Source organism: Zoogloea dura (assembly GCF_012927165.1).
In the GTDB taxonomy this organism is placed as follows: Bacteria; Pseudomonadota; Gammaproteobacteria; order Burkholderiales; family Rhodocyclaceae; genus Zoogloea; species Zoogloea dura.
Genome location: NZ_JABBGA010000017.1, coordinates 61,890 through 85,463, shown reverse-complemented (window position 1 = coordinate 85,463; position 23,574 = coordinate 61,890). Strand labels below are relative to the sequence as shown.

Here is a 23,574-nt window from a genome sequence, read left to right as displayed (position 1 = left end):
AGGGGGCAGACAGCGGAAAGTGTCGCCAGCGTAGCGCCAGGAAAGACTGAAAGCGAATCGAAAGGCGATCGGCGAATGATCCGTCCCACACGCTCCGGCAGTGGGCACAGGCCCCACCCGGATGCGATGGACGGCTCACAAAAACACAGAGGAGACATCATGACGTTCCCGTTCCAGCAGTCCCGCCGCCGCCTTGGCTTCCTGATCGCCGCCACCTTCGTCGGGCTGGCTGCCGGCAGCCTGCCGGCCCGCGCCCAGTCCGCTTCCGATCTGGCCGCCGCGGCCGCCCGGGAAGGCAAGCTGGTGATCTATGGCGTGACCGACAACGAGCAGGCCAACCACCTGATCCGCGAATTCCGCGTGCAGTACCCGGCTGTGCAGGTCGAGTACAGCAACATGAGCACCACCGAGCTGTACAACCGCTTCATCTCCGAGAGCGCGGCGGGCAGTTCGGCGGACGTCACCTGGTCGTCGGCCATGGACCTGCAGGTCAAGCTGGTGAATGACGGCTACGCCCAGCCCCACAAGTCGGCCGAGACGGCCAAGCTGCCGGAGTGGGCCAACTGGAAGAACGAGGCCTTCGGCACCACCTACGAGCCGATCGGCATTGTTTACAACAAGCGCCTGGTGCCGGCCGCCGACGTGCCCCAGAGTCACGCCGACTTCATCCGCCTGCTGACCACCCAGGCCGACAAGTACAAGGGCAAGGTGACCACCTACGACCCGGAGAAGTCCGGTGTCGGCTTCATGCTGGTGACCCAGGACAAGCAGGTCAATGGTGCCGGCTTTGCCGACCTGCTCAAGGCCTTCGGTGGCGTGTCCGTGAGGGTGCAGGGCGCCACCGGCACCATGATGGAGCGCATCGCCTCGGGCGAGAACCTGATCGGCTACAACCTCAACACCGCCTACGCCCTGACCCGGGCGCAGAAGGATCCGTCGATCGGCATCGTGCTGCCCAAGGACTACACCCTGGTGCTGTCCCGGGTGATGTTCATCGCCAAGGGCGCCAGGCACCCCAACGCGGCCAAGCTGTGGGTGGACTTCGTGCTGTCGAAGAAGGGCCAGGAGATCATCGCCAGCAAGGCCGACCTCTACGCCATCCGCCCCGACGTGGAGGGCGACACCACCGCCAGCGGCCTCAAGAAGCAACTGGGCGACGCCCTGCGCCCTGTGCCCATCGGCACCGGCCTGCTGACCTACCTGGATCAGGCCAAGCGCCTCGACTTCCTCAAGCAGTGGAACGCCGCCGTCAAGGCGAAGTAAGCGGGCCCTGCCGCCCCGTTGGGCCGGCTGCGCGCTTGCGTGCCGGCCGGGCCTGACGCCTCCGCTCCCCGCTTTTCAAACTCCCTTCTCGCGGAGATTCCCCATGTTGCAGACATTGCCCCGACGGGCAGTGGTGGCGCTGCTCGCCCTGTCCGTCTTCTTTCCGCTCGGCCTGGTGCTCTGGCAAAGCGTCCTGTCCGGTCCCTTCTTCATGCCTTCGGCGCAGTTGAGCCTGGAGTCCTTCGTCTTCATCTTCGAGGATCCGGACTTCTGGATGGCGACCCGCAACACCTTGATCGTCGCCGTCGGCATGAGCGTGATCGCCATCCCCCTCGGCGCCGTGCTGGCCTTCATCATGGTGCGCACCGACCTGCCCGGGCGGCGCTGGCTTGAGACGCCGATCCTGATCCCGATCTTCGTGTCGCCGGTGGTGCTGGGCTTCGGCTACGTAGTGTCGCTGGGGCCGGTCGGCTTCTTCTCGGTATGGTTCGAGGAGCTCTTCGGCTACGTGCCCTGGAACATCTACTCGCTGGCCGCCATCGTCGTCATCGCCGGGCTGACCCACGTCCCCCACGTGTATCTGTATTCGTCGTCGGCCCTGCGCAACCTGGGCTCCGACGTGGAGGAGGCGGCCCGCCTGAGCGGCGCCAGCCCCTTCCGGGTGGCCCGTGACGTGTCCATCCCGATGGTCTCGCCGGCCCTGCTCTACGTGGGGGTGCTGGTGTTCTTCCTGGGCTTCGAGATCTTCGGCCTGCCGCTGATCCTGGGCGACCCGGAGGGCCACCTGGTGCTCACCACCTACCTCTACAAGCTCACCAACAAGCTGGGCACGCCCTCGTATCACCTGATGGCGGCGGTGGCCACCTGCATCATCGCGGTGACCTTTCCGCTGGTGCTGCTGCAGCGGGCCCTGCTCAAGTCGGCCCAGCGTTTCGTGGCGATGAAGGGCAAGTCGGCCCGCCAGCGGCCCCTGGCCCTGGGCCCGTGGAAGTGGCTGGCCCTGGCGGTGATCGCCCTGTGGCTGCTGCTGACCATCGTGGTGCCGGTGTCCGGCGTGGCCCTGCGCTCGGTGGTGAGCAGCTGGGGGACGGGCATCAACCTGCTGGAGGTGCTGACCCTGGACCACTTCCGGGCGGTGTTCGAGGAGGACGTGATGATCCGCTCCATCCTCAACTCCATCCTGATCGGCACCTTCGGCGGCGCGCTGGCGGTGGGCGGCTACCTGCTGGTGGGGCTGGCCACCCATCGCAAGCCGGACGGCCTGTCGCGGCTGGTGGACTACATCGTCCTCACGCCGCGTGCGGTGCCGGGCCTGATGGCCGGCCTGGCGGTGTTCTGGGTCTTCCTCTTCGTGCCCTTCCTGGCGCCGCTGCGCTCGACCCTGTTCAGCGTGTGGTTTGCCTATGCGGTGGTGTGGCTGGCCTACGGCATGCGCCTGATCCAGAGCGCGCTGATGCAGGTGGGGCCGGAACTCGAGGAGGCCGGCCGCCTGGTGGGCGCCTCGCGGGCCCGGGTGTCCCTCGACATCACCGTGCCGCTGATCCGCAACGGCCTGCTCGGCGCCTGGCTGCTGGTGTTCATGATCTTCGAGCGCGAGTACTCCACCGGCGTCTATCTGCTGTCGCCCGGCACCGAGGTGATCGGTGCGCAAATCGTCTCCCTGTGGGCTTCCGGCGCCGTCGATGTGGTGGCCGCCCTGTCCCTGATCAACATGCTGCTGGTGGGCTCCGGCCTCGCCCTGGCCCTGCGTTTCGGAGTGAAACTTCATGACTGACAAGACCATCCTGTCCGTGGACAACCTCGCCCTGTCCTACGGTTACAACCCCATCCTGAAGGGCGTCTCCATGCAGCTGCGGCGCGGCGAGGTGGTGTCCCTGCTGGGCCCCTCGGGGAGTGGCAAGACCACCCTGCTGCGGGCGGTGGCGGGGCTGGAGCAGCCCCACGCCGGCTCGGTCACCATCGCCGGGCGGACCATCTACGACGCCGCCGCCGGCATCGACATCCCGGCCGAGAAGCGCGATCTGGGCCTGGTCTTCCAGTCCTACGCCCTGTGGCCGCACAAGACCGTCTTCGACAACGTGGCCTACCCCCTCAAGCTGCGCAAGGTGGGGCAGGGCGAGATCGCCGAGCGGGTCCAGGCGGCGCTGAAGAACCTGGGCCTCGGCCACCTCGCCGAGCGCTACCCGCACCAGCTCTCCGGCGGCCAGCAGCAGCGGGTGTCGATCGCCCGGGCGCTGGTCTACAACCCGCCGGTGATCCTGCTCGACGAGCCGCTCTCCAACCTCGACGCCAAGATGCGCGAGGAGGCCCGGGCCTGGCTGCGCAACCTGATCGTCGAGATGCAGCTGTCGGCCCTGGTGGTGACCCATGACCAGTCCGAGGCGATGGCCATGTCCGACCGCATCCTGCTGCTCAACGGCGGGGTGATCGAGCAACAGGGCTCGCCCCAGGAGATGTACAGCCAGCCGCAGACCTATTTCGTCGCCGACTTCATGGGCAGCAACAACATCCTGAAGGGGCGGATCACCGAGATCTGCGACGGCGAGGCCTGCGTCGAGGTGGCTGGGCAGCTGCGGCTGTGGGGGCGCCGGCGCAGCGACGCCGCCATCGGCCAGGAGGTCAAGGCGGTGCTGCGGGTGGAGCAGTTGCACCTGGCCGACGGACCCGGCGAGCACCGCCTGGCCATGGACCTGGCCACCTCGATGTTTCTGGGGGATCGCTACGAGTACGTTTTCCATGCCGGCGACACCCTGCTGCGCGCCTGGGGCAAGCGCCCCGAGGCGGCTGGGCAGCGCTGGCTGGAGTTTCCGCCGGAGGCGGTGTGGGTGTTCTGATTCCCTGAGTGTTCCCTGACCCCGGCGCGCCACCTCCCTTGCGCCGGTTTGCGCCCCGCCTCGCCGCCTCTTCCGGGGAAGGCGGCGGGGCTTCTTTTTTTGGGCCCGCTTCGGGCTGATGACTCATCGGATCATGTTCCAGACTCTTGCAAGGAAGGCCCCCGTCGGGTGGGTCCTGGCCGCCCTGCTGCTGGCCCTGGGGGCGGCGCTGGGCGCCGAACACCTGCACCTGCCCCTGCCGTGGATGATCGGGCCCTTGTTCAGCGTGGCGGCGGCCCGCACCGCGGGCCTGCCCCTGCTGGCGGCGCCGGGAGGCCGCCAGGCCGGGCTGTGGGCGATCGGCACCGCCCTGGGGCTGTACTTCACGCCGGAGGTGCTCGGGCACCTGGGGGACAACCTGCTGCCGGTGCTGTCGATGGCCGCCTGTGCGGTCGGGGTGGGGGTGCTGAGCGCCCTGGTGATCCGGCGGTGGACCGGAGTGGGGGCCGAGACAGCCTTCTTCGCCGGCCTGCCCGGCGGCGCTTCCGAGATGGTGGTGCTGGCCGAGCGCCAGGGCGGTGCGCCGGACCGGGTGGCCGCGGCCCACGCCCTGCGGGTGATGGTGGTGGTGTCGGTGGTGCCCTTCGTGCTGCAGCACTGGGGGGCGGTGGGGGTCGAGGTCTTCAGCGGCAGCGCGCGCGCCGTTGACCCGGCCCGCCTGCCCCTGCTGGTGGGGGCCGCCCTGGCCGGGGTGATGCTGCTGCACCGCCTGCGCATCGCCAATGCCTGGGTGCTGGGGCCGCTGTTGTGCGTCGGTGCCCTGGCGGCCCTGCAGGTGCCCCTGTCGGCCTTGCCGGCATGGGCGGTGAGCGCGGGCCAGCTGTTGCTCGGCACGGCCCTGGGCTGCCGCTTCTCACCCGAGTTCTTCCGTGCCGCGCCGCGCTTCCTCGCCGTGTCGGCCGCCAGCACCCTGCTGGCATTGATCCTGTCCGCAGCCTTCGTGGCGGCGCTCGGACGCTTCGTGCCCATCCCCGTTTCGTCCCTGGCCCTGGCGGCCTCACCCGGTGGCATGGCCGAGATGTGCGTGACGGCCAAGGTGATGCATCTGGCCGTTCCCCTGGTCACCGCCACCCATGTGCTGCGGGTGGTGCTGTTTACGGTGTGGGCGCCGCACATGTGCGGCCTCTTCTTGCGCCTCCTGCGCGTGCTTGGGCGCTGAGACACCGAAAGCGGATCGAAAGGTGATTCCGCTGAAATCGACAGCGTTCCACCCGGTATCGCCGGGGGAGCTGAGAGGCGTACCGCCCACACAATAAAAGAGGAAAGTTGAGATGAGACAGACCCTGATTTACGCTGCCCTTGCCGCCTGCATGACGAGCTTTGCCGCTACGCCGGCCCTGGCCGATGTGAACGATGAGCTGCGCGCCGAGCTGGCGGCCCAGCGCGCCCGCCTGGAGGAGCTGGAGAAGAAGCTGGCAGCCGCCACCGCCGCCCAGGCCGAGACCGCCCGGGTGGTGGCCAAGGTGGAGAGCAGCGCTGCCGCTGTGGCGAAGCCGGCCGGCAAGTCCCTGTCCATGCCGGCCGGCCTGAGCATCTACGGTATTGCCGACGCCGGTATCGAATACGGCGACTACGGCCAGGGCCACAAGGTCCGCGTGCAGAGCGGCCTCGGCTCGGCCAGCCGGCTGGGTTTCAAGGGGGAGCGGGGCTTCGGCGACGATCTGTCGGCCTACTTCCAGCTCGAGGCGGGCATCTCCTTCGACAACGGGCAGAACACCGGCCACTCCAGCAACATCAGCAATCCGGGGCAGGGCGCGGCCTCGTCTTCGGCACCCAACACCACCGGCGTGGCGATCTTCTCCCGCAACACCTTCGTGGGCCTGCGCGGCAAGGCGGGCGACATCCGCTTCGGCCGGGACTATGCGCCGATCTACTCGATCACCAGCAGCTCCGACCCCTTCACCATCGGCGGCGCCACGGCCTTCCGCCTGTGGTCCAGCGCGGCGGCCAGCCGCTTCGACAACGGGGTGTTCTACTTCTCGCCAAACATCGGCGGCTTCCAGGCCAGCCTGGCCTACTCGGCGGGCATGGAGAACAACAGCCGCAGCAACGTGGGGGTGACCGGCTCCGCCACCAGCACCGGGCCCAAGGATGAAGGCAAGGGCAGCAGCGCCAGCCTGACCTACCGCAAGGGGCCCCTGTTCGTGGGCGCCGGCTATCTGAACTTCCTGCGCCAGGGCACGGTTGCCGCGCCGGCCACCGAGGACGTCCGCCGCAAGGCCCGCAACCTGGCGGCTACCTACGACTTCCAGGTGGCCAAGGTGTATGCCCAGTACCTGCTGGGTGAGGACACCCAGGACGGGGTGGGCAAGAAGCTGGACCGCCGGGTGTGGTGGCTGGGCGTGGCGGTGCCCTTCAAGAGCGTGCACACCCTGCGCGCCGTGTACGGGCACCTGGATGACCGCATGAGCACTGATCGCGACTCCAGCCACTTCGGCCTGGGTTACGAATACGCCCTCGACCGCCAGACCGACCTGTACGCCTACTACGCCCAGGTCAGCAACCAGAACGGCGGCAAGAACTCCCTGTGCGCCGGCGGCACCTGCCAGGGTTACGACGGCGACACCAACCTGCCGGCCAACTTCACGCCCAAGTCGCTGATGATGGGTGCACGCTACCGCTTCTGAGCGCCGGGTTCCCCGCGGAGGGGAACTGGCTCCCCGCCGTGTGGGCCATATCTGGGCGGCTTTCCGTTGTTTTGGGTTGGATTGGCCGAGAATTCGCCCCGGCGGGCGACTCACTTCTTTGCTTCGCCAAAGAAGTAAGCAAGAAAGGCGACCCGCCTCGCCGGTCATTCGCTACGCGAATGACTGCCCTGCGCTGCTCACGGCAGGCGGCCGGCGCGGAACTCGCCCTGCGGGCTCAGACAGCCGCGCCGGACTACCCCGCCTGCCGTTCCGCGGATCAAAGGGTCGGAACGGGCTTTTCGCAAGCTCCGCGCGTTTGCTGAAGCCTTGGTTGGCTTTCATGGAAAAAGCAAAACCCCAACGTCTCGCATCCACTGCCTTTTCCGTAGAGGCTCGGTGTTTGCTGAAAGCCCGTCCTGACCCTTTGATCCGCGCAGCAGCGGGCGGGGTAGTCCGGCGCGGCTGTTTGAGGAGGCGCAGCCGACGAGTTCCGCGCCGGCCGCCCGATGCGAGCAGCGCAGGGGAGTCGTTCGCTACGCGAACGACCGGGGAAGCCGGGTCGCCTTTCTTGCCTTCTTCTTTGGCGAAGCAAAGAAGAAGGTCGCCCGCCGGGGCGAATTCCCGGCCAATCCAACTCAAAACAACGGAAAGCCGACCAGTAAAGGCACAGACGCAGTGCTTGATCCGAGTTCGCGGGCGGCTGAAGCCGCCCCTACTGCCCCAGCAGCCCGGCGGTGACGGCTTCGGCGACGCGGATGCCGTCCACGCCGGCCGACAGGATGCCGCCCGCGTAACCGGCACCTTCGCCGGCCGGGTAGAGGCCCTTCACATTGAGGCTCTGGCAGTTCTCGCCGCGGGTGATGCGCAGGGGCGAGGAGGTGCGCGTCTCGACGCCGGTGAGCACCGCGTCGTACATATTGAAGCCGCGGATCTGCCGGTCGAAGGCGGGGAGCGCCTCGCGCATGGCGGCGATGGCGTAGTCGGGCAGGGCGGTGGACAGATCGCCCAGCTTCACCCCCGGTTTGTACGACGGCTCCACCGAGCCCAGCTGGGTGGACGGCTTGCCCTTGAGGAAGTCGCCGACCAACTGGCCCGGCGCCTCATAGGTCTCGCCGCCGAGCACGAAGGCATGGCTCTCCAGCCGGCGCTGGAGCTCGATGCCGGCCAGCGGGCCGCCCGGATAGTCCTTCGGGTCGATGCTGACGACGATGCCCGCATTGGCGTTGCGCTCGTTGCGCGAGTACTGGCTCATGCCGTTGGTGACGACCCGGTTGGGTTCCGAGGTGGCCGCCACCACGGTGCCGCCCGGACACATGCAGAAGCTGTAGACCGCGCGCCCGTTGGAGGCGTGATGGACCAGCTTGTAGTCGGCCGCGCCCAGTTCCGGGTGGCCGGCGTGGGGGCCGAGGCGGGCCTTGTCGATCAGCGACTGGGGGTGCTCGATGCGGAAACCCACCGAGAAGGGCTTGGCCTCCATGAAGACGCCCCGCTGGTGGAGCATTTCGAAGGTGTCGCGGGCGCTGTGGCCGAGGGCCAGCACCACGTGGTCGGTACGGATCTCGTCGCCGCTGGCAGTGCGCACGCCACGCACCTGGCCGTCTTCGATGAGGACGTCGGTGACCCGCTGCTGGAAGCGGATCTCGCCACCCAGGGCCTCGATCTCGGCACGCATGGTCTCGACCATGCCGACCAGGCGGAAGGTGCCGATGTGCGGCTTGGACACGTAGAGGATCTCCTCCGGCGCGCCGGCCTTGACGAACTCGGTCAGCACCTTGCGGCCGTAGTGCTTCGGGTCCTTGATCTGGCTGTAGAGCTTGCCGTCCGAGAAGGTGCCCGCGCCGCCTTCGCCGAACTGCACGTTGGATTCGGGGTTGAGGGTGTTCTTGCGCCACAGGCCCCAGGTGTCCTGGGTGCGCTCGCGCACGGCCTTGCCCCGCTCGAGCACGATAGGCCGGAAGCCCGCCTGGGCGAGGATCAGGGCGGCAAAGATGCCGCAGGGGCCGAAGCCGATCACCACCGGGCGCTGGGCGAAACCGGGCGGGGCCTTGCCGACGAAGCGGTAGGCCATGTCCGGGGTCGGCTTGATGTGCAGGTCGCCGGCGAACTTGTGCAGTAGGGCGGCCTCGTCCTTCACCTCCACATCGACGATGTAGATGAAGGTAAGGTGGGCGTTCTTGCGCGCGTCGTAGCTGCGCTTGAAGACGGTGAAGCCGGCCATGTCGGCGGAGGGAATGCCGAGGCGCTTGAGGATGGCGGCGGGCAGGGCCTCGGCCGGATGGTCGAGGGGCAGGCGGAGTTCGGAAATGCGCAGCATGGGCGTCATGGCGGGATGGCGGATCCCGCAGATGGCTGATGATGGGGCGGCGATTTTACCCGGAATCTACCCAGAATCGGGAAGCCGCCGGCCGCTGCTGCGCGGGTTGGAGGGCGGCCCCGGCCACAGCCGGAGCGGCTGCGACGGGGCGGAGTCGATTGGAAGACTTAGTCGGCGGCCTGGATCGGGATGGGGATCAGGACCTGGCGGCGCTGGGCACGGATCAGGCGGTCCATCTGGCACGCGACCTTGTACTGGACCCGGTCGGCCAGCCGGTCGATGGCTTCGCGCATGTCGGCGCCGATCTCTTCCATCACCAGCGAGCGGTTCTTCAGCTGCACCACGATCCGGGCCAGCTTGTCGGCACCGCCACGGGGGCCGTTGACGTCCGACAGGCGCACGGTGACCGACTGCACGGCCTGGCCAAAGCGGCCCAGGGCGGCGCGGATGCGGCGGTTGGCGTGATTGCGCAGGTACTTGGCGGTGGGCAAGCCTTTGGCCTTGATCTGGACTTCCATGATGTCATCTCCTTTGCAGTGAGTGAGGCCTCACTATATGGGCGCCAATACATCAAGTAAAGTCGCATTAGCTGATGTATTGTTTCGATATATTCGAAGTGTTACATCCGCTTGGAGAGGCCGGAAACGCCATGAACCTGAAGCACCTTTTCTATTTCTGGAAGACTGCCCGCAGCGGTGGCGTGGTGAAGGCCGGCGAGGCCCTGCACATCACCCCGCAGACCATCAGCGGGCAGATCCGCCTGCTCGAGGACAGCCTCGACACCCAGCTCTTCGCCCGCGACGGCCGCAGCCTGGAGCTGACCCCGGCGGGGCGCCTGGCCATGGAATACGCGGACGAGATGTTCTCCCTCAGCGCCGAGCTGGAGCAGGCCCTGCGCCACTATCCCAAGGGCCGGCCGGTGGAGTTCCGGGTCGGGGTGTCGGACGCGGTGCCCAAGTCGATCGCCTACCGCCTGCTGCGGCCCGCTGTGGACCCGGCCGATCCGGTGCGCATCATCTGCCGCGAATGGCGCCTCGACCGGCTGCTCGCCGAGCTGGCGATTCACAAGCTGGACCTGGTCATCGCCGATTCGCCGATTCCGCCCTCGGTGGATGTGCGGGCCTACAACCACCGTCTGGGGGAGTCGGGGCTGAGCTTCATCGCCGCCCGCTCATTGCTCACCGAAGGCATGGAGCCCTTCCCGGCCTGTATGGGCTCCCTGCCGACCCTGCTTCCCGGGGAAGACTCCGCGATGCGGCGGAAGTTCGAGGACTGGCTGGATCGCAAGCGGCTGCGTCCGCGCATCGCCGGTGAGTTCGACGACACGGCACTGATGACCGCCTTCGGGCGGGCGGGGGTTGGTACCTTCATGGTGCCGACGGCGATCGAGCAGGAGATCCTCGGTTCGGGCGATCTCGTGGTGCTGGGGCGGGCGGAGGAGGTGCGGATCGAGTACTACGCCATCTCGGTGGAGCGGCGCCTGACCCATCCGAGTGTGCTGGCCATTTCCGATGCGGCCAAGGCCGGCCTCGAGGCGATGGGCAGCGGTGGCGTGGTGGACGCCTGGGAGGGCGGTGCGCTCCGGCCGGATTGAGCCGCCCCCAGGCCGCCGGGCGCGCACAAAAAAAGACCCCTGCCGCGGCTGGCCCGGGGCAGGGGAATGCTAGGGGGTACAACAGGTACTACGGGTAAAGTTGTGGGAGCAACCGGCCCGGAGGCCGGTCGGGGTCAGCCGTTCTGCTGGACCCCGGCCACCAGCCAGCCAGCATTGCCACTACGGGGCTTGGTGAGGTGCCAGATCTCGTCGATGCCTTCCGGTGCGGCATTGGCTTCTTCGCGCAGCAGGCCGGTGAAGCGGACGCTGACGACATAGCGCTCGGTTTCTTCGGCAACGTCGATGACCTCGGCGTTGAGGGAGACCACGTCGGTCTTCTGCGGGGCCGTGCCGTGATCCATCCAGTTCATCTTGATCTCGGCGAACATCTCCGGCGTGGTGTATTCCCGGATGTCTTCCAGGTTGCGGGCATCGTTGGCGGCCTGCAGGCGGATGAAGTTCACCTTGGCGTTGCGCACGAAGCTTTCCGCGTCGAAATCGGCCGGGATGGAGCCTGCACCGGCGGTCGCAGCGGCCGCGGCAGCTGCCGCGACGGGGGCTGCGGCACCGCCACCAAAGGCCGGGGCGGCGGCAGGTGCGGCATTGCCGTAATCAGCCTGCTTGGCGGTGTACTGCATGCCTTGCGCGCCCGCACCTGCACCGGCAAGGGCCGGCTGGTTGGCGGCGGCACGCTTGCGCAGGAAGAAGCCGATCACCGCAATGACGGCGAAGGCGATCAGCGCCATCATCATCATCGAAGCAAGCTCTTCACCGAAGCCGAAGTGGGAGGCCAGGGCGGCCAGGCCGATACCTGCGGCGAGACCGGCCAGGGGGCCCATCCAGGAGCGCTTGGGCTGGGCCTGGGCCGCGGCGGCCGGAGCGGCCTGCTGGGCGCGGGCCGGCGCGGCGGCGGCACCCGGAGCCTGGGCCGGGGTGGCGGGGGTGGCAGTGGGGGCCTTGGGCTGGCTCAGTTCCTGGCGCTGCATGCCCGACGACTTGCCTCCACCAAAACGCTTGGCGGCATCGGCATCGCCGGCAACGAGGGTCAGGCCCAGCGCCAGGGCGGCGCCCATCAGGGCAAAGGATTTCATGTATGTCTCCTGTGATTGGGGATTTCAGCCCTGCAAGGATAGCCGCGGAGAGAGGTAAATAAAATCAGAATTGTTGGTAGCTTAAGTGCGGAAAAAACTGAATGTCAGGTTTTCGGTTTGCCCGCCTTCAGCGCCGCGCAGGGGTCGCCGCGAGGTGCCGGAGGGGTGCGCCAGACGTGGGTGTACAGCTTGTCGCCGGTATCCGGCCGATCTTCTTCGATGAAGCCGACGCTGAGGATGCGGGCGCCGGGGCGCAGTTCGCCAAGCAGGGCCGGGACGCCGTAGTCGCTGCGCAGGTGGCCGTTGCCGGCCAGCAGGACGGCCGGCCTGCCCGGCACGGCGAGCAGGGTGGTGGCCATGGCCGCGTCGCGGGCCCGCTGGGCCAGGCGCATGCCGGGAACCCGGCTGGCCGGCAACTGGCCGCAATGGCTGTCCAGCAGGTCTGCGTCCAGGGCGGCCTGGGCGTCGGCGTTGAGCGGGGCACGGGAGAGGGGGGCGGCCAGGGGCGGCGGCAGGGCCGGGAGCCCCTCGCGGACGAGGCGGCGGGCCAGGTCGCGACCGATGTTGCCCCCGGTGGCCGGGATGCCTGCCCGGGCCAGGCCCTCAAACAGGGGCGCGTGGGTGGGCCATTGCCAGCCTGTGCTGTCGAAGCCGGCCTGGTTCAGGGCCTCGAGAACGCTGCGCCCGCTGTCGGACGAGGTGCCCCACCGCGCTTCATGGCCTTGTTCCAGGTGTTCCACCACCACGCGGTCCGGGGCAAGCCGGGCAAGGAACTCGGCCCGCAGCTGATGATGGCGGGGATTGTCATGGACTTCGCCGAGGAGCACGAAGTCTGCCTGCCGGGCCAGGTCGAGCAGGTCGGCGATGGCGAGCCTGCGGCCGCTGCGGGTGTCGACGATGGCCTCGGCGTGCAGGGGGGAGGGCAGGGCGCTGATGAGCAGGGAGAAGAGCAAGAGGAGGCGCATGGGAAGGTGGACGGGGGGAACCGGGGGAAGTTCGCCGGGTCAGGGCTTCGCGTTGTCCGCGCCCTCCGGCACATAGACGATGGAGCCGTCCTTCATGCGGTAGGCCACGCCGGCCTTTTCGCCGTCACCGCTGCCGATGGCGCCATTCGACTTGTAGCGTTCGACCTTCTCGCCTTTCTTGATGACGACTTCCATGGTGGGCTTGCCCGCATCGGTGATCACCGTGACGTCCTGCTTGCTGAAGGGGGTCATCAGCGGATTGCGGGCGATGGTGATGAGCAGGGCGGCGATGATCACCAGGAAGATGTCGATCAGGTTGACCACCGAGAGGATCGGGTCCTCGGTCTCGGGTTCGTGCAGGAGCTTGAGGGCCATGCTTCAGGCCTCCTTGCGCAGGCGCGCGACGGCGATCATTTCCTCGGCCAGCCAGCGGCGCCGGACGTTGGTGATCCAGAAGGTGATGGAAGCGGCGATGAGCGCCAGGATGACCGCCGAGAAGGCCACCGTGAGGTTGTGGGAGACCTGCGCCAGGTCGCCGTCGGAGAGGGACTTGAGGGCGGGGCCCATGGGGATCATGGTGGCCACCAGGCCCAGCATCGGCGTGACGCGGCTGGCCACCCGTGGAGCTTCGAGCAGGGTGTGGGCGAGCAGGTCGAGTTCGTCGTCGGTGAGGTCCTTGCGTTCCCGCCAGGCGGCGACCAGGACCTGGCCCCTGCCGCCGCGGCGGCGCCAGGCGAGCAGCAGGAATTCGCCGAGGGACCAGAAGGCGAACAGGAAGAGCACGGCGATGAGGAGCAGGGTGGGCAGCAGGAAGACCTGTGCCACGTCGTACATGGTGTTTTCGAGGAGGTGGTTCATGGCGTTCGACGGTGGTTTCAGGGATGGGTGCGGAGGCCCCGCAGCGTGCCGCCCAGGGTCGCCAGGGCAATGAGGGCCAGGCCCAGGGCGGCGCGGATGGGGGCTGCCGGAGCCGGCGGTTCGACCTTGTCGAGGCGCTGGCCCTGGATGGGGGGCGGGGGCGGTGCGGGTTGCGTTTCGGCGGGCTGTTGCCGGGCGGCTTCGGCCTGCGGCGGTGGGGCCTTGGCCGGCGTGGTGGCCGGGGGGGCGATCACCTCGCCAAAGCCGGCGAAGCGCTGTAGCGCGGTGTTGTCGGTCTTCACCTGGTGGCGGGTGGCGAGATCCCGGTAGCGGGCCTTGAGCTCGTCGAGGGTTGCCTTGTCGGTCTGCCAGTAACCCTGGCGCGCGGCTTCCAGCATGCGTTCGATGCTCTGCGCGAGGGCGTGGGGGTTGTTGCGTTCGAACCAGTCCCGCAGGCCGAGGCGGTGCTTGTCGCGCACGTAGACGTCCACGAACTCCTGCCACTGGTCGTCACGGACGATCTCGCGGGCCACCGCCTGCCAGCCGGAGAAGTTGTTGATGCCGTCCAGGACCTGCAGGGTGCCGGCGTAGCCTTCGCGCATCAGGCCCTGGATGTAGCCGGGGTGGAAATTGCGGATGGCCAGCTCCTTGGCCAGGAAGCCGGCGGCGCCTTCCACCTTGCCGCCTCCCTGGCCGCGCAGGTTGGAGATGTAAAGCTCGGGTGCCTTGCCGTCCAGGTGGCGTACCGCCAGGGCGATGCCGCCCAGGTACTGGAAGGGGTCGTCGGTGGTGAGCATGCCGTAGAGGTTGGAGGTGCGTGACAGCACCGCGCCCTCGGTGCCCTTCAGGTGGGCGGCGTAGAGATTCTCGCCGCCGGCGCCGGGTTGGCCCCAGCTGTCTTCGTCGGGACCGTAGCCGAACTGCATGCGTGACAGGTACAGGCCGGCCAGCTTGCGGTCGCCCTCGGCCTTGCCCTTCCAGGTGTCGGTGGCGAGGGCGGCGTCGTCCAGGCCGGTGCCGTAGCGGCCCGATTCAGAGGAAAAGACGCGGGTCTGGGCGGCATTGAGGGCCTGGGCATCGCTCCATCCCTTGGCCTTGAGGGCCGCGGCGATGCGGCGGCTGTTGGCGGCCACCGGGTTATCGGTTTCGTCGCCGGCCTCGGCGGCCAGGCGGGCGGCTTTGGCGAGCAGGCGCATCACGTTGGGGAAGTGGTCCCGGTACAGGCCGGTGGCGGACAGCACCACGTCCACCCGCGGGCGGCCGAGGGTGGCGCGGGGCACCAGGCGCACGTCGCTGACCCGGCCGCCGGCGTCCCACACCGGCTCGACGCCGAGGGCCCACAGGGCCTGGGCTTCGAGCAGGCCGAAGTGGCGCATGGTTTCCACCGACCACAGGGTGAAGGTGAGCTTCTGCGGGGCCTTGCCGGTCTTGCCGCGGTGGGCGGCGAGAAGCTGGTCGAAGGCCTCGCGGCCGGCTTCCCAGGCGGCCTGTGTAGGCACCCGGGAGGGATCGAAGCCGTACAGGTTGCGGCCGGTGGGCAGGGCGTCCGGATTCTTGATCGGGTCGCCGCCGTAGCTGGTGGGGATGTGGCGCCCTTCCAGGCCGGCCAGCAGGGCCGCCATTTCGGGGGCGGCATCGAGGGCGGCATACCGCTGGCGGGCCTGTTCGGCTGCCGCGCGGGCCGGGGCGGGCAGGCTGGCCGGATCGAGGCGCCCGCCCACGAGATCGGCCAGGCGGCGGTAGGGCGTACTCTCCTTGAGGCGGGTGTAGTCGCCGACCAGCATCTCGTCGGCTTCCTCGCCCGGGTTGGCGACGCCCTCCCAGAAGGTCTTGCCGGCCATCATCAGCACGGTGGCGAGGCGCCATTCGTCGCCGGCGCCCTGGCCGAAGGTGTGCAGGCCCATGGGCTGGGCGCTGCGGGCGAGCTCGTGGAGGTGGGCGTGGACCTCGGTGACGAAGGCGGGGAAGTCGGTGCGGATGCGCGCCTCGTTCCAGCCCAGGTCCTGGTCGATGCGCTCCTTGCGCACGGCGCTGAGGAGTTCGGCGCGGATCTTGTCCTTCACGGCACCGTCGTCCTGGGCCAGCCAGGCATGCAGCTGGTCGTGAATGTGGGTCAGTGCGGCGTGCAGGCCGGCCGGGGCGAAGGGCGGCGTCTGGTGGCTGATGATGGTGGCGCGGCCGCGGCGTTTGGCTTGGGTGGCCTCGCCGATGTTGTCCACGATGTAGGGGTAGAGCACCGGCACATCGCCGACCGCCAGCATCGGGAAGTCGGTTACCGACAGCCCGCGCTCCTTGCCGGGCAGCCATTCCTGGCTGCCGTGGGTGCCGTAGTGGATGAGCGCGTCGCTGCGGGCCTGTTCCCGCGCCCACAGGTAGGCGGCCAGGTAGAAGTGGGAGGGGGCGGCGCTGGTGGAATGGTAGAGGGCCTTCTCCTTGTCCTCCCAGCGTTCGCCGCGGGGTGGTTGGGGCAGCAGGTGCAGGTGGCCCAGCTTGAGGCGGGGGATCACGAACCAGGCTTCGCCGTTCTGGCGGATGACCATGGAGGAGCGCTCCGGTTCGCCCCAGCGCGCCTGGAGCTGCTGCCGGACGCCGTCCGGCAGGGTCTTCAGCCAGCGTCGGTAGGTGGTGACGGACAGCCGCTCGGCGAGGCCGTCGCGCAGCAGGGATTCCAGCTCGCGCAGGTCGTCGGCGGGCTGGTAGTAGGGCGCGAGGAGGCGCTGCAGGGACAGGGTGAGCTCGGTCTCGCCCGGAGTTTCGGTGGTGTAGCCGCGGGCCTTGAGGGCTGCGAGGGTGCCGACCAGGCTGCGCGGCAGGTTCATGAAGGAAGCGGAGAGGTTCTTTTCACCGGGGGGGTAGTTCCAGAAGAACAGCGTCACCCGTTTGTCGGCGTTGGGCAGGGTCTGCAGGCGGGCGAGGCGCAGGGCCTTGCCCACCACGGCATCGGCCTGGCCGGCGACGGGGGCGATCTGGTCGTCGGACTTGCGGGTGGCCGCGGCGATCTGGATGTCCACCACGCCGGCGTATTCGGCCTGGGCCAGGTAGAAGGGCACGTCCATCAGCGCCACGCCCTGCGGGTCGGCCGCCCAGGCGGCTTCGTCGCCCTTGCGGTAGGGCATGGCCTGTACGACCGGGATACCCAGCTCGACGAACTCGGCGCGGCGGCCGTCCGGGTTGAGCATGATCTGGGTGTTGATCAGGGCCCGGGGGAGGGTTCGATCTCCGACGCGGACCATGCGCCGGACGGCGTCCGAGTCCATCACCGGGCTGTAGAAGGGCAGGGGCACGGCGCCGGCCTTCTCGATGCGGCGGATCAGGTCGTCGATGAAGGCGGTCTGTTCGGCGGCGATGTACTGCTGGTGCAGGGCGATGGCGATGACCGGGGCGGTGGGCTGATCGGAGCCGGTCTTCCAGCGCAGGTAGGTGGCGGGTTCGGCGAACACCAGGCCGGGGTAGTCCGGGTGGTAGAGGCCACTCTTGGGGAAGACGATGGGGTCCCGGACGCCGCCGGCCTGCTTGCCGTCCAGGCGTGCGGCGAGCGTGGCCAGAAATGCGTCGAAGTTGAGGCGGCCGCCGTTTACATAATAGGTGTGCAAGCGCCGGGCCAGAGCGTCCGGCAGGCCTTGCCAGCGGGGTTGGCTGTCGTGCAGCCACAGGGCCGGGCCCCTGAGACCGGGGAGTGCCGTGGCCAGACGGGTTTCAACAAAGGCCTGGAGGTGGTCCCGGGGCGTGTCGAAGAGAACCAGATCATAGCCCCGGAACAGTTCCGGGCCGGTTTCCGGCGCCAGCTTCTCGGCGAAGCGGGCATCCAGCTGCAGGCCGTGGCTCAGGGCGCTGTCGGCCAGCTTGAGAAACTTGCCGGGCTGGACGGGCGAGGTGCTGATGACCAGGATGCGCGCGGCCGCCACCGGGCCGCTGCCGGTGAGCAGCAGCAGGCACAGCAGGGGCAGCGCCAACAGTGCGGGCAGGCGCCCGAGGGCATGGGGCAGGCGCGCCATGCTCAGAAGTCCACCTGCAGGGACGTGGCGAGGTTGCGGCCCGGCTGGGTGAAGAAGGCCGGGCCGGCGTCGGTGCTGGCGAGGCCGACCTGGCGGATGTCGCTCCACAGCCAGTACTTCTTGTCGAAGAGGTTGTTGAGAGCGACGTTGAGGCGGGCCCTGGGGTGGATCTGCAGACTGGCGGACAGGTCCATCACGGCATAGCCGGGGCTTCGGAAGTAGTCCACCTCGGAGCTGTCCACCCGGTCCTTCTTGCGGGCGGCACGCAGCCGGGTGTCGACGGCCAGGGGGCGGCCAGCGACGCTGCCATCCCAGCCCAGGTTGAGATAGAGGCGGGCAGGATCGACGGTATTGAGCGGTTGGTCGGCGGAAGTGACATCGCCCTGGGACCAGGCGATGGCGCCAGCGCTGCGGAAGCCGCCGGGCAGGGCCCAGTTGCCGCGCAGTTCCGCACCGCGTATGCGGACGCTGGCGAGGTTGATGGATTGATACACGGAGCGCACGGCATTGCCCAGGCAGGCTGGCTGACTGGCGCCGGAGGGGGTCGAGCAGATCAGCTCATTGCTGATGAAGTTGCTGTACTTGTTGTTGTACAGCGCGATGTGCACATCGCCGCCGGCGAGCTTGAAGCGGCTGCCCACCTCGACGCCCGTGCTGGTTTCCGGTTTGAGATCAGGGTTGGGCAGGCTCGCGTAGTTCTGGGCGGAGTTGTAGAAGAGGCCGTTCACCTCCTCGTAATTAGGCGCCCGGAAGCCGCGCACGACCTGGCCGTAGAAGGACAGTGCGGGGCTGTGGCGCCAGATGGCGGCGAGCTTGGGCGAGGCGGCCGAGTGGTCCTGGCCGGTGGCGCTGAAGGTCTGGCCGCCGATGGTCTTGGCGAGCGGGTCGGGGCGCAGCTTGACGCTGTCCAGACGCAGGCCCGGGGTGAGGGTCAGCCGGCCGAAGCCGATCTCGTCCTGGGCGAACAGGCCCAGGCTGGTGGACTCGCCGGGAGCGAAGTCGCGCAGGGGGTAGGTGTCGCCGGCGAGGCTCTTGCTGACGGTGCCGGTGGTCTGGTTGGTGATCAGGTAGTCGCGGAGCTCGTCGAGCTGGTGACGCCGCCAGTCTGCCCCGAGGACCAGGAAGTGCTCGAGGGCGCCGGTGACAAGGCCTTGCTCCAGCTGCAGGCTGGCCCCGGTGGTCTGTTGCCGAAAGTCGAAGTTCATGTCGATCAGGCAGGTGTTGCTGCCACGGGTGGTGCCGGAGCAGGTTGCGGTGGTGCTGCTGCGGGTCTGCAGGGTGTTGGTGTGGTTGGCGGCGCTCTGGTGATAGGCGCTGAGGAGCAGACGGTCGACGAAGCCGGCGGCAGGCTTCCATTCCCAGTCGAAGGAGACGCGTTCGCGGCGGGCGTCCTCGCTGCCGTTGGCGGCGCTGACACGCGGCAGCGATGTGGCCAGGCGCAGCAGTTCGCTGTCGGCCTGCTGGTGGCGGTCTTCGTAGGTGAAGCGCAGGCGGTGGCCGGGCGCGGGTTTCACCACCAGGCGGGCGAGGGTGCCCCGGGAGCTGTTCTCCTGGGGATTGGGCTGCTCGCGGCCGGCACTGCTGCCACCGGCTTCGCCCCGGTTGTCGAGTTCGCTGCCGGCGCGCCGGGTGAGGGCCAGCAGGGCCTCTACCTGCTCGTTGCCGCCGGCAAAGTAGGCGGTGTTCTGGAAGCTGTTGTCGGCGCCGCGCCAGGTGCCCTTGTAGCGGGCGGCCACGTCACGACTGCCGAGGATGTCGCGGGGATCGAGGGTGAGGTAGCTGACCACGCCGCCGAGAGCGTCCGAACCATACAGGCTGGAGGCCGGGCCGCGCAGGACTTCGACCCGCTTGAGAAAGTCGAACTCGGGGCTGTCCGAGCTGGATGTGGTGGCATTGGAGGGGCCGCCGCCGTTGTAGTAGTCGGGTAGGCGCACGCCGTCCACCTGCTGGAGGACGCGGTTGCCCTCGATGCCGCGGATGTTCACCGAGCCGGCACCAAAGCGGCGCAGGTCACGGGCGACCACCACGTCGGGTTCATCGACGAAGAGGGCGGCCTCGTCGTGGGGCATGCGCCGGGCGAGGTCTTCCTGGGTCAATACAGTGATTGTGGTGGGGACGGTGTCGGCAGTCGTCTCGGTACGGGTTGCCGAGACCACGACGCGGGCGAGCGTCGGGTCGGCATCAGCCGGATTGGCCAGGCAGGGGCTTCCGGCAAGCGCTGCGCTGACAAGGAGGGGAAGGTGACGTTTCCTGAAGCAGGAAGGAAGGCGGGTACCGGACACGGTCTATCTCCAGATGTAGAGGGCATCTGGCTAGCTGGCGACCGGGCGATCCCGTGGTGGCTGGCTTGACGCGGGTGAGGGGGAAGAGGCAAGCAGGCCTGCCGGAAAAGCGGAATGTAACGGAGCAGATTTATAAATGCAAATCATTATCGTTTACATTTCGTTTTGTCTCGCCTAGGATGCAATCCGGTTTCCGTTCCCAGGGGTCATCCGATGCGCTCGATGCTGATCAATGTCTGTGTGCTTGGCCTTCTGTTGGCCGGAGTCCTCGCGGGCGGCCCGTTTTGAGCCGGTAACGCCGCGATCCCTCAAACACTCTGTAGCAAAGGAATGCACACACGATGTCCCGATACACTGGCCCCCGTCTGAAGGTCATGCGCGCTCTCGGGTGCGAATTGCCCGGTTTGTCCCGGAAATCCGTGGGTGAGCGGGACTATCCGCCGGGCCAGCATGGCCAGCGTGCCCGCCGCAAGTCGGACTTCGGCATCAAGCTGATGGAAAAGCAGAAGCTGCGGATGAACTACGGCCTGACCGAATCCCAGATCCAGCGCCTGTTCCGCGAGGCCAAGCGGGCCAAGGCGCCGACCGGCGGGAAGTTGCTCGAACTGTTGGAGCGGCGGCTGGACAATGTGGTTTTCCGGGCAGGCTTTGCGCCAACCACGGTGGCGGCGCGCCAATTGATCCGCCACAAGCACGTGATCCTCAACGGACGGGTGGTGAACATCCCCTCGATCCGGGTCGCGCCCGGCGACGCGATCGCCCTCAGCGAACGTGGCCAACGGATCCCGATGGTGAGGGAGAGCCTGGAGCAGCCTTCCCTGGCTGTACCCGAGTGGCTGGCCTTCAACGGCCAGGTGGCCGCTGCGACCATGACCCGGCTGCCGGAGGCGGACGAGGTGCCGTTCCCGGTCGAGGTCCAGCATGTCGTCGAATACTACGCGGTGCGGCTATGAGCGATCCGTGCGACTGTTTTGGCGAGGACGGGGATGAGAGCCTTCTGCCTGCCTACGAATCCTCCCCGGAATTGGCGCTCGCCGCACTGCTCAGCCTGATGACGAGCTTTCCGGCGCGTCGCTCGCCTGCGGTGGCGCGTTCCATCATTTCTCATCTGCAGGTTGTCAGCGCCGATCCGCGCCTCGACGGTTTGCTGCGGGATTGCGCAGCCCAGCTCATGTGCAACTGGCAGGCCCTCGAACTGCTCTCCCTGCCGGTAGCCGGGCCGCTGGCGCTCGCAACGCCTCCGGGCGTCAACTAGAACACGTCCAGATTTTCGGGATACCCAAAAGCGGGTAGGTGGGATGCCATTATGGGTATCCGGCCTGCCCGTTTGTCATTTTTAGTGTTTTCGCTAATTCCCTGCCGTGCCTTGGTGCACCGCGATATCCAGCCTGTCCGACGCCAGCAGAGCGACATGTACGCGCGCTTTTGCTCTTTGGCAGCGCTCCCCGGAGAGCCCCATACAGTAACGACTCCCGCCCGTGACGGGGCGCAGCCGAGTTGATCTGTGTCAAAATGTCGCCCTTGTCGCGGCGTATCCTTCCGCGGATGCCTGCCGGTGGTCCGCCATCGCGCAGTCGGGGGGTTTTGTTTTTCTTAGATGAGGTGACTCACAATGCAATCGCAGACTTACAACTATAAAGTCGTGCGGCAGTTCGCCATCATGACGGTGGTATGGGGCATCGTGGGCATGCTGGTCGGCGTTATCGTCGCAGCACAGCTCGTGTGGCCTGAATTGAACGCTGCCGAATGGCTGCACTTTGGACGGCTTCGCCCGCTCCACACCAATGCAGTGATCTTTGCGTTTGGTGGCTGTGCTCTCTTTGCAACGTCGTACTACTGTGTGCAGCGTACCTGTCACACCCGCTTGTTCGCCCCGGGCCTTGCTGCCTTCACCTTCTGGGGCTGGCAACTGGTCATCCTGCTGGCCGCGATCTCGCTGCCGCTTGGTTTCACCTCCGGCAAGGAATACGCCGAACTCGAGTGGCCGATCGACATCCTGATCACCCTTGTCTGGGTTTCCTACGCCGTTGTGTTCTTCGGTACGGTCGCCACCCGCAAGACCACACACATCTATGTGGCGAACTGGTTCTATGGCGGCTTCATCCTGACCGTTGCCTTGCTGCATCTGGTCAATAGCGCCGAAATCCCGGTTTCCCTGACCAAGTCCTACTCCGCCTACGCCGGTGTGCAGGACGCCATGATCCAATGGTGGTACGGCCACAACGCGGTGGGCTTCTTCCTGACCGCAGGCTTCCTGGGCATGATGTACTACTTCGTGCCGAAGCAGGCCGGCCGTCCGGTGTACTCCTACCGCCTGTCGGTGGTGCACTTCTGGGCGCTGATCTTCACCTACATGTGGGCGGGCCCGCACCACCTGCACTACACCGCGCTGCCCGACTGGACCCAGTCGATCGGCATGGTCTTCTCGCTGATCCTGCTGGCTCCGTCCTGGGGTGGCATGATCAACGGCATCATGACCCTGTCCGGCGCCTGGCATAAGCTGCGCACCGACCCGATCCTGAAGTTCCTGATCACCTCCCTGTCCTTCTACGGCATGTCGACCTTCGAAGGTCCGATGATGTCCATCAAGACGGTCAATGCCCTGTCCCACTACACCGACTGGACCGTCGGTCACGTGCACTCCGGTGCCCTGGGCTGGGTTGCCATGGTGTCCATCGGCGCCATGTACTACCTGATCCCGCGCATGTACGGCAAGACCGAGATGTATTCCACCAAGCTGATCACCACCCACTTCTGGATCGCGACCATCGGCATCGTGCTGTACATCGCCTCCATGTGGATCTCCGGTGTGATGCAGGGCCTGATGTGGCGTGCCACCAACCCGGATGGCACCCTGACCTACTCCTTCGTCGAGTCAGTCAAGGCCAGCTACCCGTTCTGGACCATCCGCGTCGTCGGCGGCGTGTTGTTCCTGACCGGCATGCTGATCATGTTCTACAACATGGTGAAGACCATTGCCGGTCAGAAGCCCTATGAAGCTCCGGTGCTGGCGCCTGCCGGTGCCCACGCCTGATCGGGAGGAATGAATAATCATGGCTCAATCGAAACACGATTTTATTGAACGCAAGGTTGGCTGGCTGATCGTCTTCACGCTCCTTACCGTGAGCGTCGGCGGTCTGGTGGAAATCGTTCCGCTGTTCCACATGAAGTCCACCACCACTCCGGTGGAAGGCCTCAAGCCCTACGATCCCGTTCGCCTCGTTGGTCGCGACATCTACATCCGGGAAGGCTGCTACAACTGCCACTCCCAGATGATCCGTCCCTTCCGTGCCGAAACCGAACGCTATGGCCACTACTCCGTGGCTGGCGAGTACGTTTATGACCACCCCTTCCAGTGGGGCTCCAAGCGTACAGGCCCGGATCTGCACCGCGTCGGCGGCCGTTACTCCGACCAGTGGCATCGCATTCACCTGCTGAACCCCCGCGACGTCGTTCCCGAGTCCAATATGCCGGCTTTCCCGTGGCTTGACCGCCCGGCCAAGTCCGATGACATCGAGGCCAAGATGAACGCCCTGCGCAAGGTTGGCGTCCCCTACTCGGACGAAGAAATCCAGGGTGCTCGCAAGGCCCTGGAAGGCAAGACCGAGTTGGAGGCAGTGATTGCCTACCTGCAGGGTCTGGGCACCGCGCTGAATGCGGGCAAGCCTTCGGTTGCGGTTTCCGCTGCTCCGGCCGAGGCGCCCGCCGCCGC

17 protein-coding genes and 1 pseudogene are annotated in these 23,574 nt (G+C 67.4%); 10 read left to right on the top strand and 8 right to left on the bottom strand.

Features of this window, described 5'->3' with window-relative positions; genetic code table 11:
* The first annotated feature begins 159 nt into the window (after window positions 1–159).
* From HHL15_RS18260 to HHL15_RS18240, 5 genes are all read left to right on the top strand, one after another.
* Entirely contained in the window at window positions 160–1,263 is a 1,104-nt protein-coding gene (locus HHL15_RS18260) for an ABC transporter substrate-binding protein (protein ID WP_169147240.1), read from the top strand.
* A gap of 103 nt (window positions 1,264–1,366) precedes the next feature.
* Window positions 1,367–3,037, top strand: a complete 1,671-nt coding sequence (locus HHL15_RS18255) for an ABC transporter permease (protein ID WP_169147239.1) — start codon at window positions 1,367–1,369, stop codon at window positions 3,035–3,037.
* Complete coding sequence (locus HHL15_RS18250; protein ID WP_169147238.1) at window positions 3,030–4,097, top strand: ABC transporter ATP-binding protein; 1,068 nt, start codon at window positions 3,030–3,032, stop codon at window positions 4,095–4,097. Before HHL15_RS18255 ends, HHL15_RS18250 begins: the two co-directional genes overlap by 8 nt.
* A gap of 133 nt (window positions 4,098–4,230) precedes the next feature.
* Entirely contained in the window at window positions 4,231–5,295 is a 1,065-nt protein-coding gene (locus tag HHL15_RS18245) for an AbrB family transcriptional regulator (RefSeq protein WP_169147237.1), read from the top strand.
* A 112-nt stretch (window positions 5,296–5,407) separates the two neighbouring features.
* A complete protein-coding gene (locus HHL15_RS18240; RefSeq protein ID WP_169147236.1) occupies window positions 5,408–6,763 on the top strand; it encodes a porin in 1,356 nt (451 codons plus the stop codon).
* Window positions 6,764–7,475: 712 nt separating this feature from the next.
* On the opposite strand, the gene HHL15_RS18235 is transcribed toward HHL15_RS18240, so the two are convergent.
* Window positions 7,476–9,077, bottom strand: coding sequence for an NAD(P)/FAD-dependent oxidoreductase (locus tag HHL15_RS18235; RefSeq protein ID WP_169147266.1), 1,602 nt, complete (start codon window positions 9,075–9,077; stop codon window positions 7,476–7,478).
* A 167-nt stretch (window positions 9,078–9,244) separates the two neighbouring features.
* Window positions 9,245–9,595: an HPF/RaiA family ribosome-associated protein gene (locus HHL15_RS18230; protein ID WP_169147235.1), complete on the bottom strand. Its 351-nt coding sequence runs from the start codon at window positions 9,593–9,595 to the stop codon at window positions 9,245–9,247.
* Between the two features lie 131 nt (window positions 9,596–9,726).
* Here HHL15_RS18230 and nhaR point away from each other — a divergent pair, with 131 nt between their 5' ends.
* Window positions 9,727–10,671, top strand: coding sequence for a transcriptional activator NhaR (gene nhaR / locus HHL15_RS18225; RefSeq protein WP_169147234.1), 945 nt, complete (start codon window positions 9,727–9,729; stop codon window positions 10,669–10,671).
* A 134-nt stretch (window positions 10,672–10,805) separates the two neighbouring features.
* On the opposite strand, the gene HHL15_RS18220 is transcribed toward nhaR, so the two are convergent.
* The 6 genes from HHL15_RS18220 to HHL15_RS18195 all read right to left on the bottom strand — a co-directional run bounded on the left by HHL15_RS18220 (window position 10,806) and on the right by HHL15_RS18195 (window position 19,862).
* Window positions 10,806–11,762, bottom strand: a complete 957-nt coding sequence (locus HHL15_RS18220; protein WP_169147233.1) for a Tim44 domain-containing protein — start codon at window positions 11,760–11,762, stop codon at window positions 10,806–10,808.
* Window positions 11,763–11,866: 104 nt separating this feature from the next.
* On the bottom strand, window positions 11,867–12,727 hold the full coding sequence (locus HHL15_RS18215) for a ChaN family lipoprotein (RefSeq protein ID WP_169147232.1): 861 nt from the start codon (window positions 12,725–12,727) through the stop codon (window positions 11,867–11,869).
* 39 nt (window positions 12,728–12,766) lie between these two features.
* Window positions 12,767–13,102 (bottom strand): DUF2149 domain-containing protein, encoded by a 336-nt coding sequence (locus HHL15_RS18210; RefSeq protein ID WP_169147231.1) that lies wholly within the window; start codon window positions 13,100–13,102, stop codon window positions 12,767–12,769.
* 3 nt (window positions 13,103–13,105) lie between these two features.
* Window positions 13,106–13,585, bottom strand: a complete 480-nt coding sequence (locus tag HHL15_RS18205; RefSeq protein ID WP_169147230.1) for a MotA/TolQ/ExbB proton channel family protein — start codon at window positions 13,583–13,585, stop codon at window positions 13,106–13,108.
* Window positions 13,586–13,602: 17 nt separating this feature from the next.
* Entirely contained in the window at window positions 13,603–17,580 is a 3,978-nt protein-coding gene (cobN, locus tag HHL15_RS18200; RefSeq protein ID WP_169147229.1) for a cobaltochelatase subunit CobN, read from the bottom strand.
* Between the two features lie 2 nt (window positions 17,581–17,582).
* Window positions 17,583–19,862 carry a TonB-dependent hemoglobin/transferrin/lactoferrin family receptor gene (locus HHL15_RS18195; protein WP_169147228.1) on the bottom strand — a complete coding sequence of 760 codons (2,280 nt, stop codon included), beginning with the start codon at window positions 19,860–19,862 and terminating at the stop codon, window positions 17,583–17,585.
* 341 nt (window positions 19,863–20,203) lie between these two features.
* Here HHL15_RS18195 and rpsD point away from each other — a divergent pair, with 341 nt between their 5' ends.
* From rpsD to ccoO, 4 genes and pseudogenes are all read left to right on the top strand, one after another.
* A complete protein-coding gene (gene rpsD, locus HHL15_RS18190; RefSeq protein ID WP_169147227.1) occupies window positions 20,204–20,815 on the top strand; it encodes a 30S ribosomal protein S4 in 612 nt (203 codons plus the stop codon).
* Window positions 20,812–21,117: a hypothetical protein gene (locus tag HHL15_RS18185; protein WP_169147226.1), complete on the top strand. Its 306-nt coding sequence runs from the start codon at window positions 20,812–20,814 to the stop codon at window positions 21,115–21,117. The genes rpsD and HHL15_RS18185 overlap by 4 nt, the downstream gene beginning before the upstream one ends.
* A gap of 357 nt (window positions 21,118–21,474) precedes the next feature.
* Window positions 21,475–22,896 (top strand): cytochrome-c oxidase, cbb3-type subunit I, encoded by a 1,422-nt coding sequence (gene ccoN, locus HHL15_RS18180; RefSeq protein ID WP_169147225.1) that lies wholly within the window; start codon window positions 21,475–21,477, stop codon window positions 22,894–22,896.
* Window positions 22,897–22,915: 19 nt separating this feature from the next.
* A pseudogene (gene ccoO / locus HHL15_RS18175) lies at window positions 22,916–23,518 on the top strand (cytochrome-c oxidase, cbb3-type subunit II); the annotation flags it as partial.
* Window positions 23,519–23,574 lie beyond the last annotated feature (56 nt).

What these genes read in the sequence shown, in the direction of transcription:
- HHL15_RS18260 (WP_169147240.1), top strand. Translation starts at nt 160, where the DNA reads ATGACGTTCCCGTTCCAGCAGTCCCGCCGCCGCCTTGGCTTCCTGATC.
- HHL15_RS18255 (WP_169147239.1), top strand. Translation starts at nt 1,367, where the DNA reads ATGTTGCAGACATTGCCCCGACGGGCAGTGGTGGCGCTGCTCGCCCTG.
- HHL15_RS18250 (WP_169147238.1), top strand. Translation starts at nt 3,030, where the DNA reads ATGACTGACAAGACCATCCTGTCCGTGGACAACCTCGCCCTGTCCTAC.
- HHL15_RS18245 (WP_169147237.1), top strand. Translation starts at nt 4,231, where the DNA reads ATGTTCCAGACTCTTGCAAGGAAGGCCCCCGTCGGGTGGGTCCTGGCC.
- HHL15_RS18240 (WP_169147236.1), top strand. Translation starts at nt 5,408, where the DNA reads ATGAGACAGACCCTGATTTACGCTGCCCTTGCCGCCTGCATGACGAGC.
- HHL15_RS18235 (WP_169147266.1), bottom strand. Translation starts at nt 9,077, where the DNA reads ATGCTGCGCATTTCCGAACTCCGCCTGCCCCTCGACCATCCGGCCGAG.
- HHL15_RS18230 (WP_169147235.1), bottom strand. Translation starts at nt 9,595, where the DNA reads ATGGAAGTCCAGATCAAGGCCAAAGGCTTGCCCACCGCCAAGTACCTG.
- nhaR (WP_169147234.1), top strand. Translation starts at nt 9,727, where the DNA reads ATGAACCTGAAGCACCTTTTCTATTTCTGGAAGACTGCCCGCAGCGGT.
- HHL15_RS18220 (WP_169147233.1), bottom strand. Translation starts at nt 11,762, where the DNA reads ATGAAATCCTTTGCCCTGATGGGCGCCGCCCTGGCGCTGGGCCTGACC.
- HHL15_RS18215 (WP_169147232.1), bottom strand. Translation starts at nt 12,727, where the DNA reads ATGCGCCTCCTCTTGCTCTTCTCCCTGCTCATCAGCGCCCTGCCCTCC.
- HHL15_RS18210 (WP_169147231.1), bottom strand. Translation starts at nt 13,102, where the DNA reads ATGGCCCTCAAGCTCCTGCACGAACCCGAGACCGAGGACCCGATCCTC.
- HHL15_RS18205 (WP_169147230.1), bottom strand. Translation starts at nt 13,585, where the DNA reads ATGAACCACCTCCTCGAAAACACCATGTACGACGTGGCACAGGTCTTC.
- cobN (WP_169147229.1), bottom strand. Translation starts at nt 17,580, where the DNA reads ATGGCGCGCCTGCCCCATGCCCTCGGGCGCCTGCCCGCACTGTTGGCG.
- rpsD (WP_169147227.1), top strand. Translation starts at nt 20,204, where the DNA reads ATGTCCCGATACACTGGCCCCCGTCTGAAGGTCATGCGCGCTCTCGGG.
- HHL15_RS18185 (WP_169147226.1), top strand. Translation starts at nt 20,812, where the DNA reads ATGAGCGATCCGTGCGACTGTTTTGGCGAGGACGGGGATGAGAGCCTT.
- ccoN (WP_169147225.1), top strand. Translation starts at nt 21,475, where the DNA reads ATGCAATCGCAGACTTACAACTATAAAGTCGTGCGGCAGTTCGCCATC.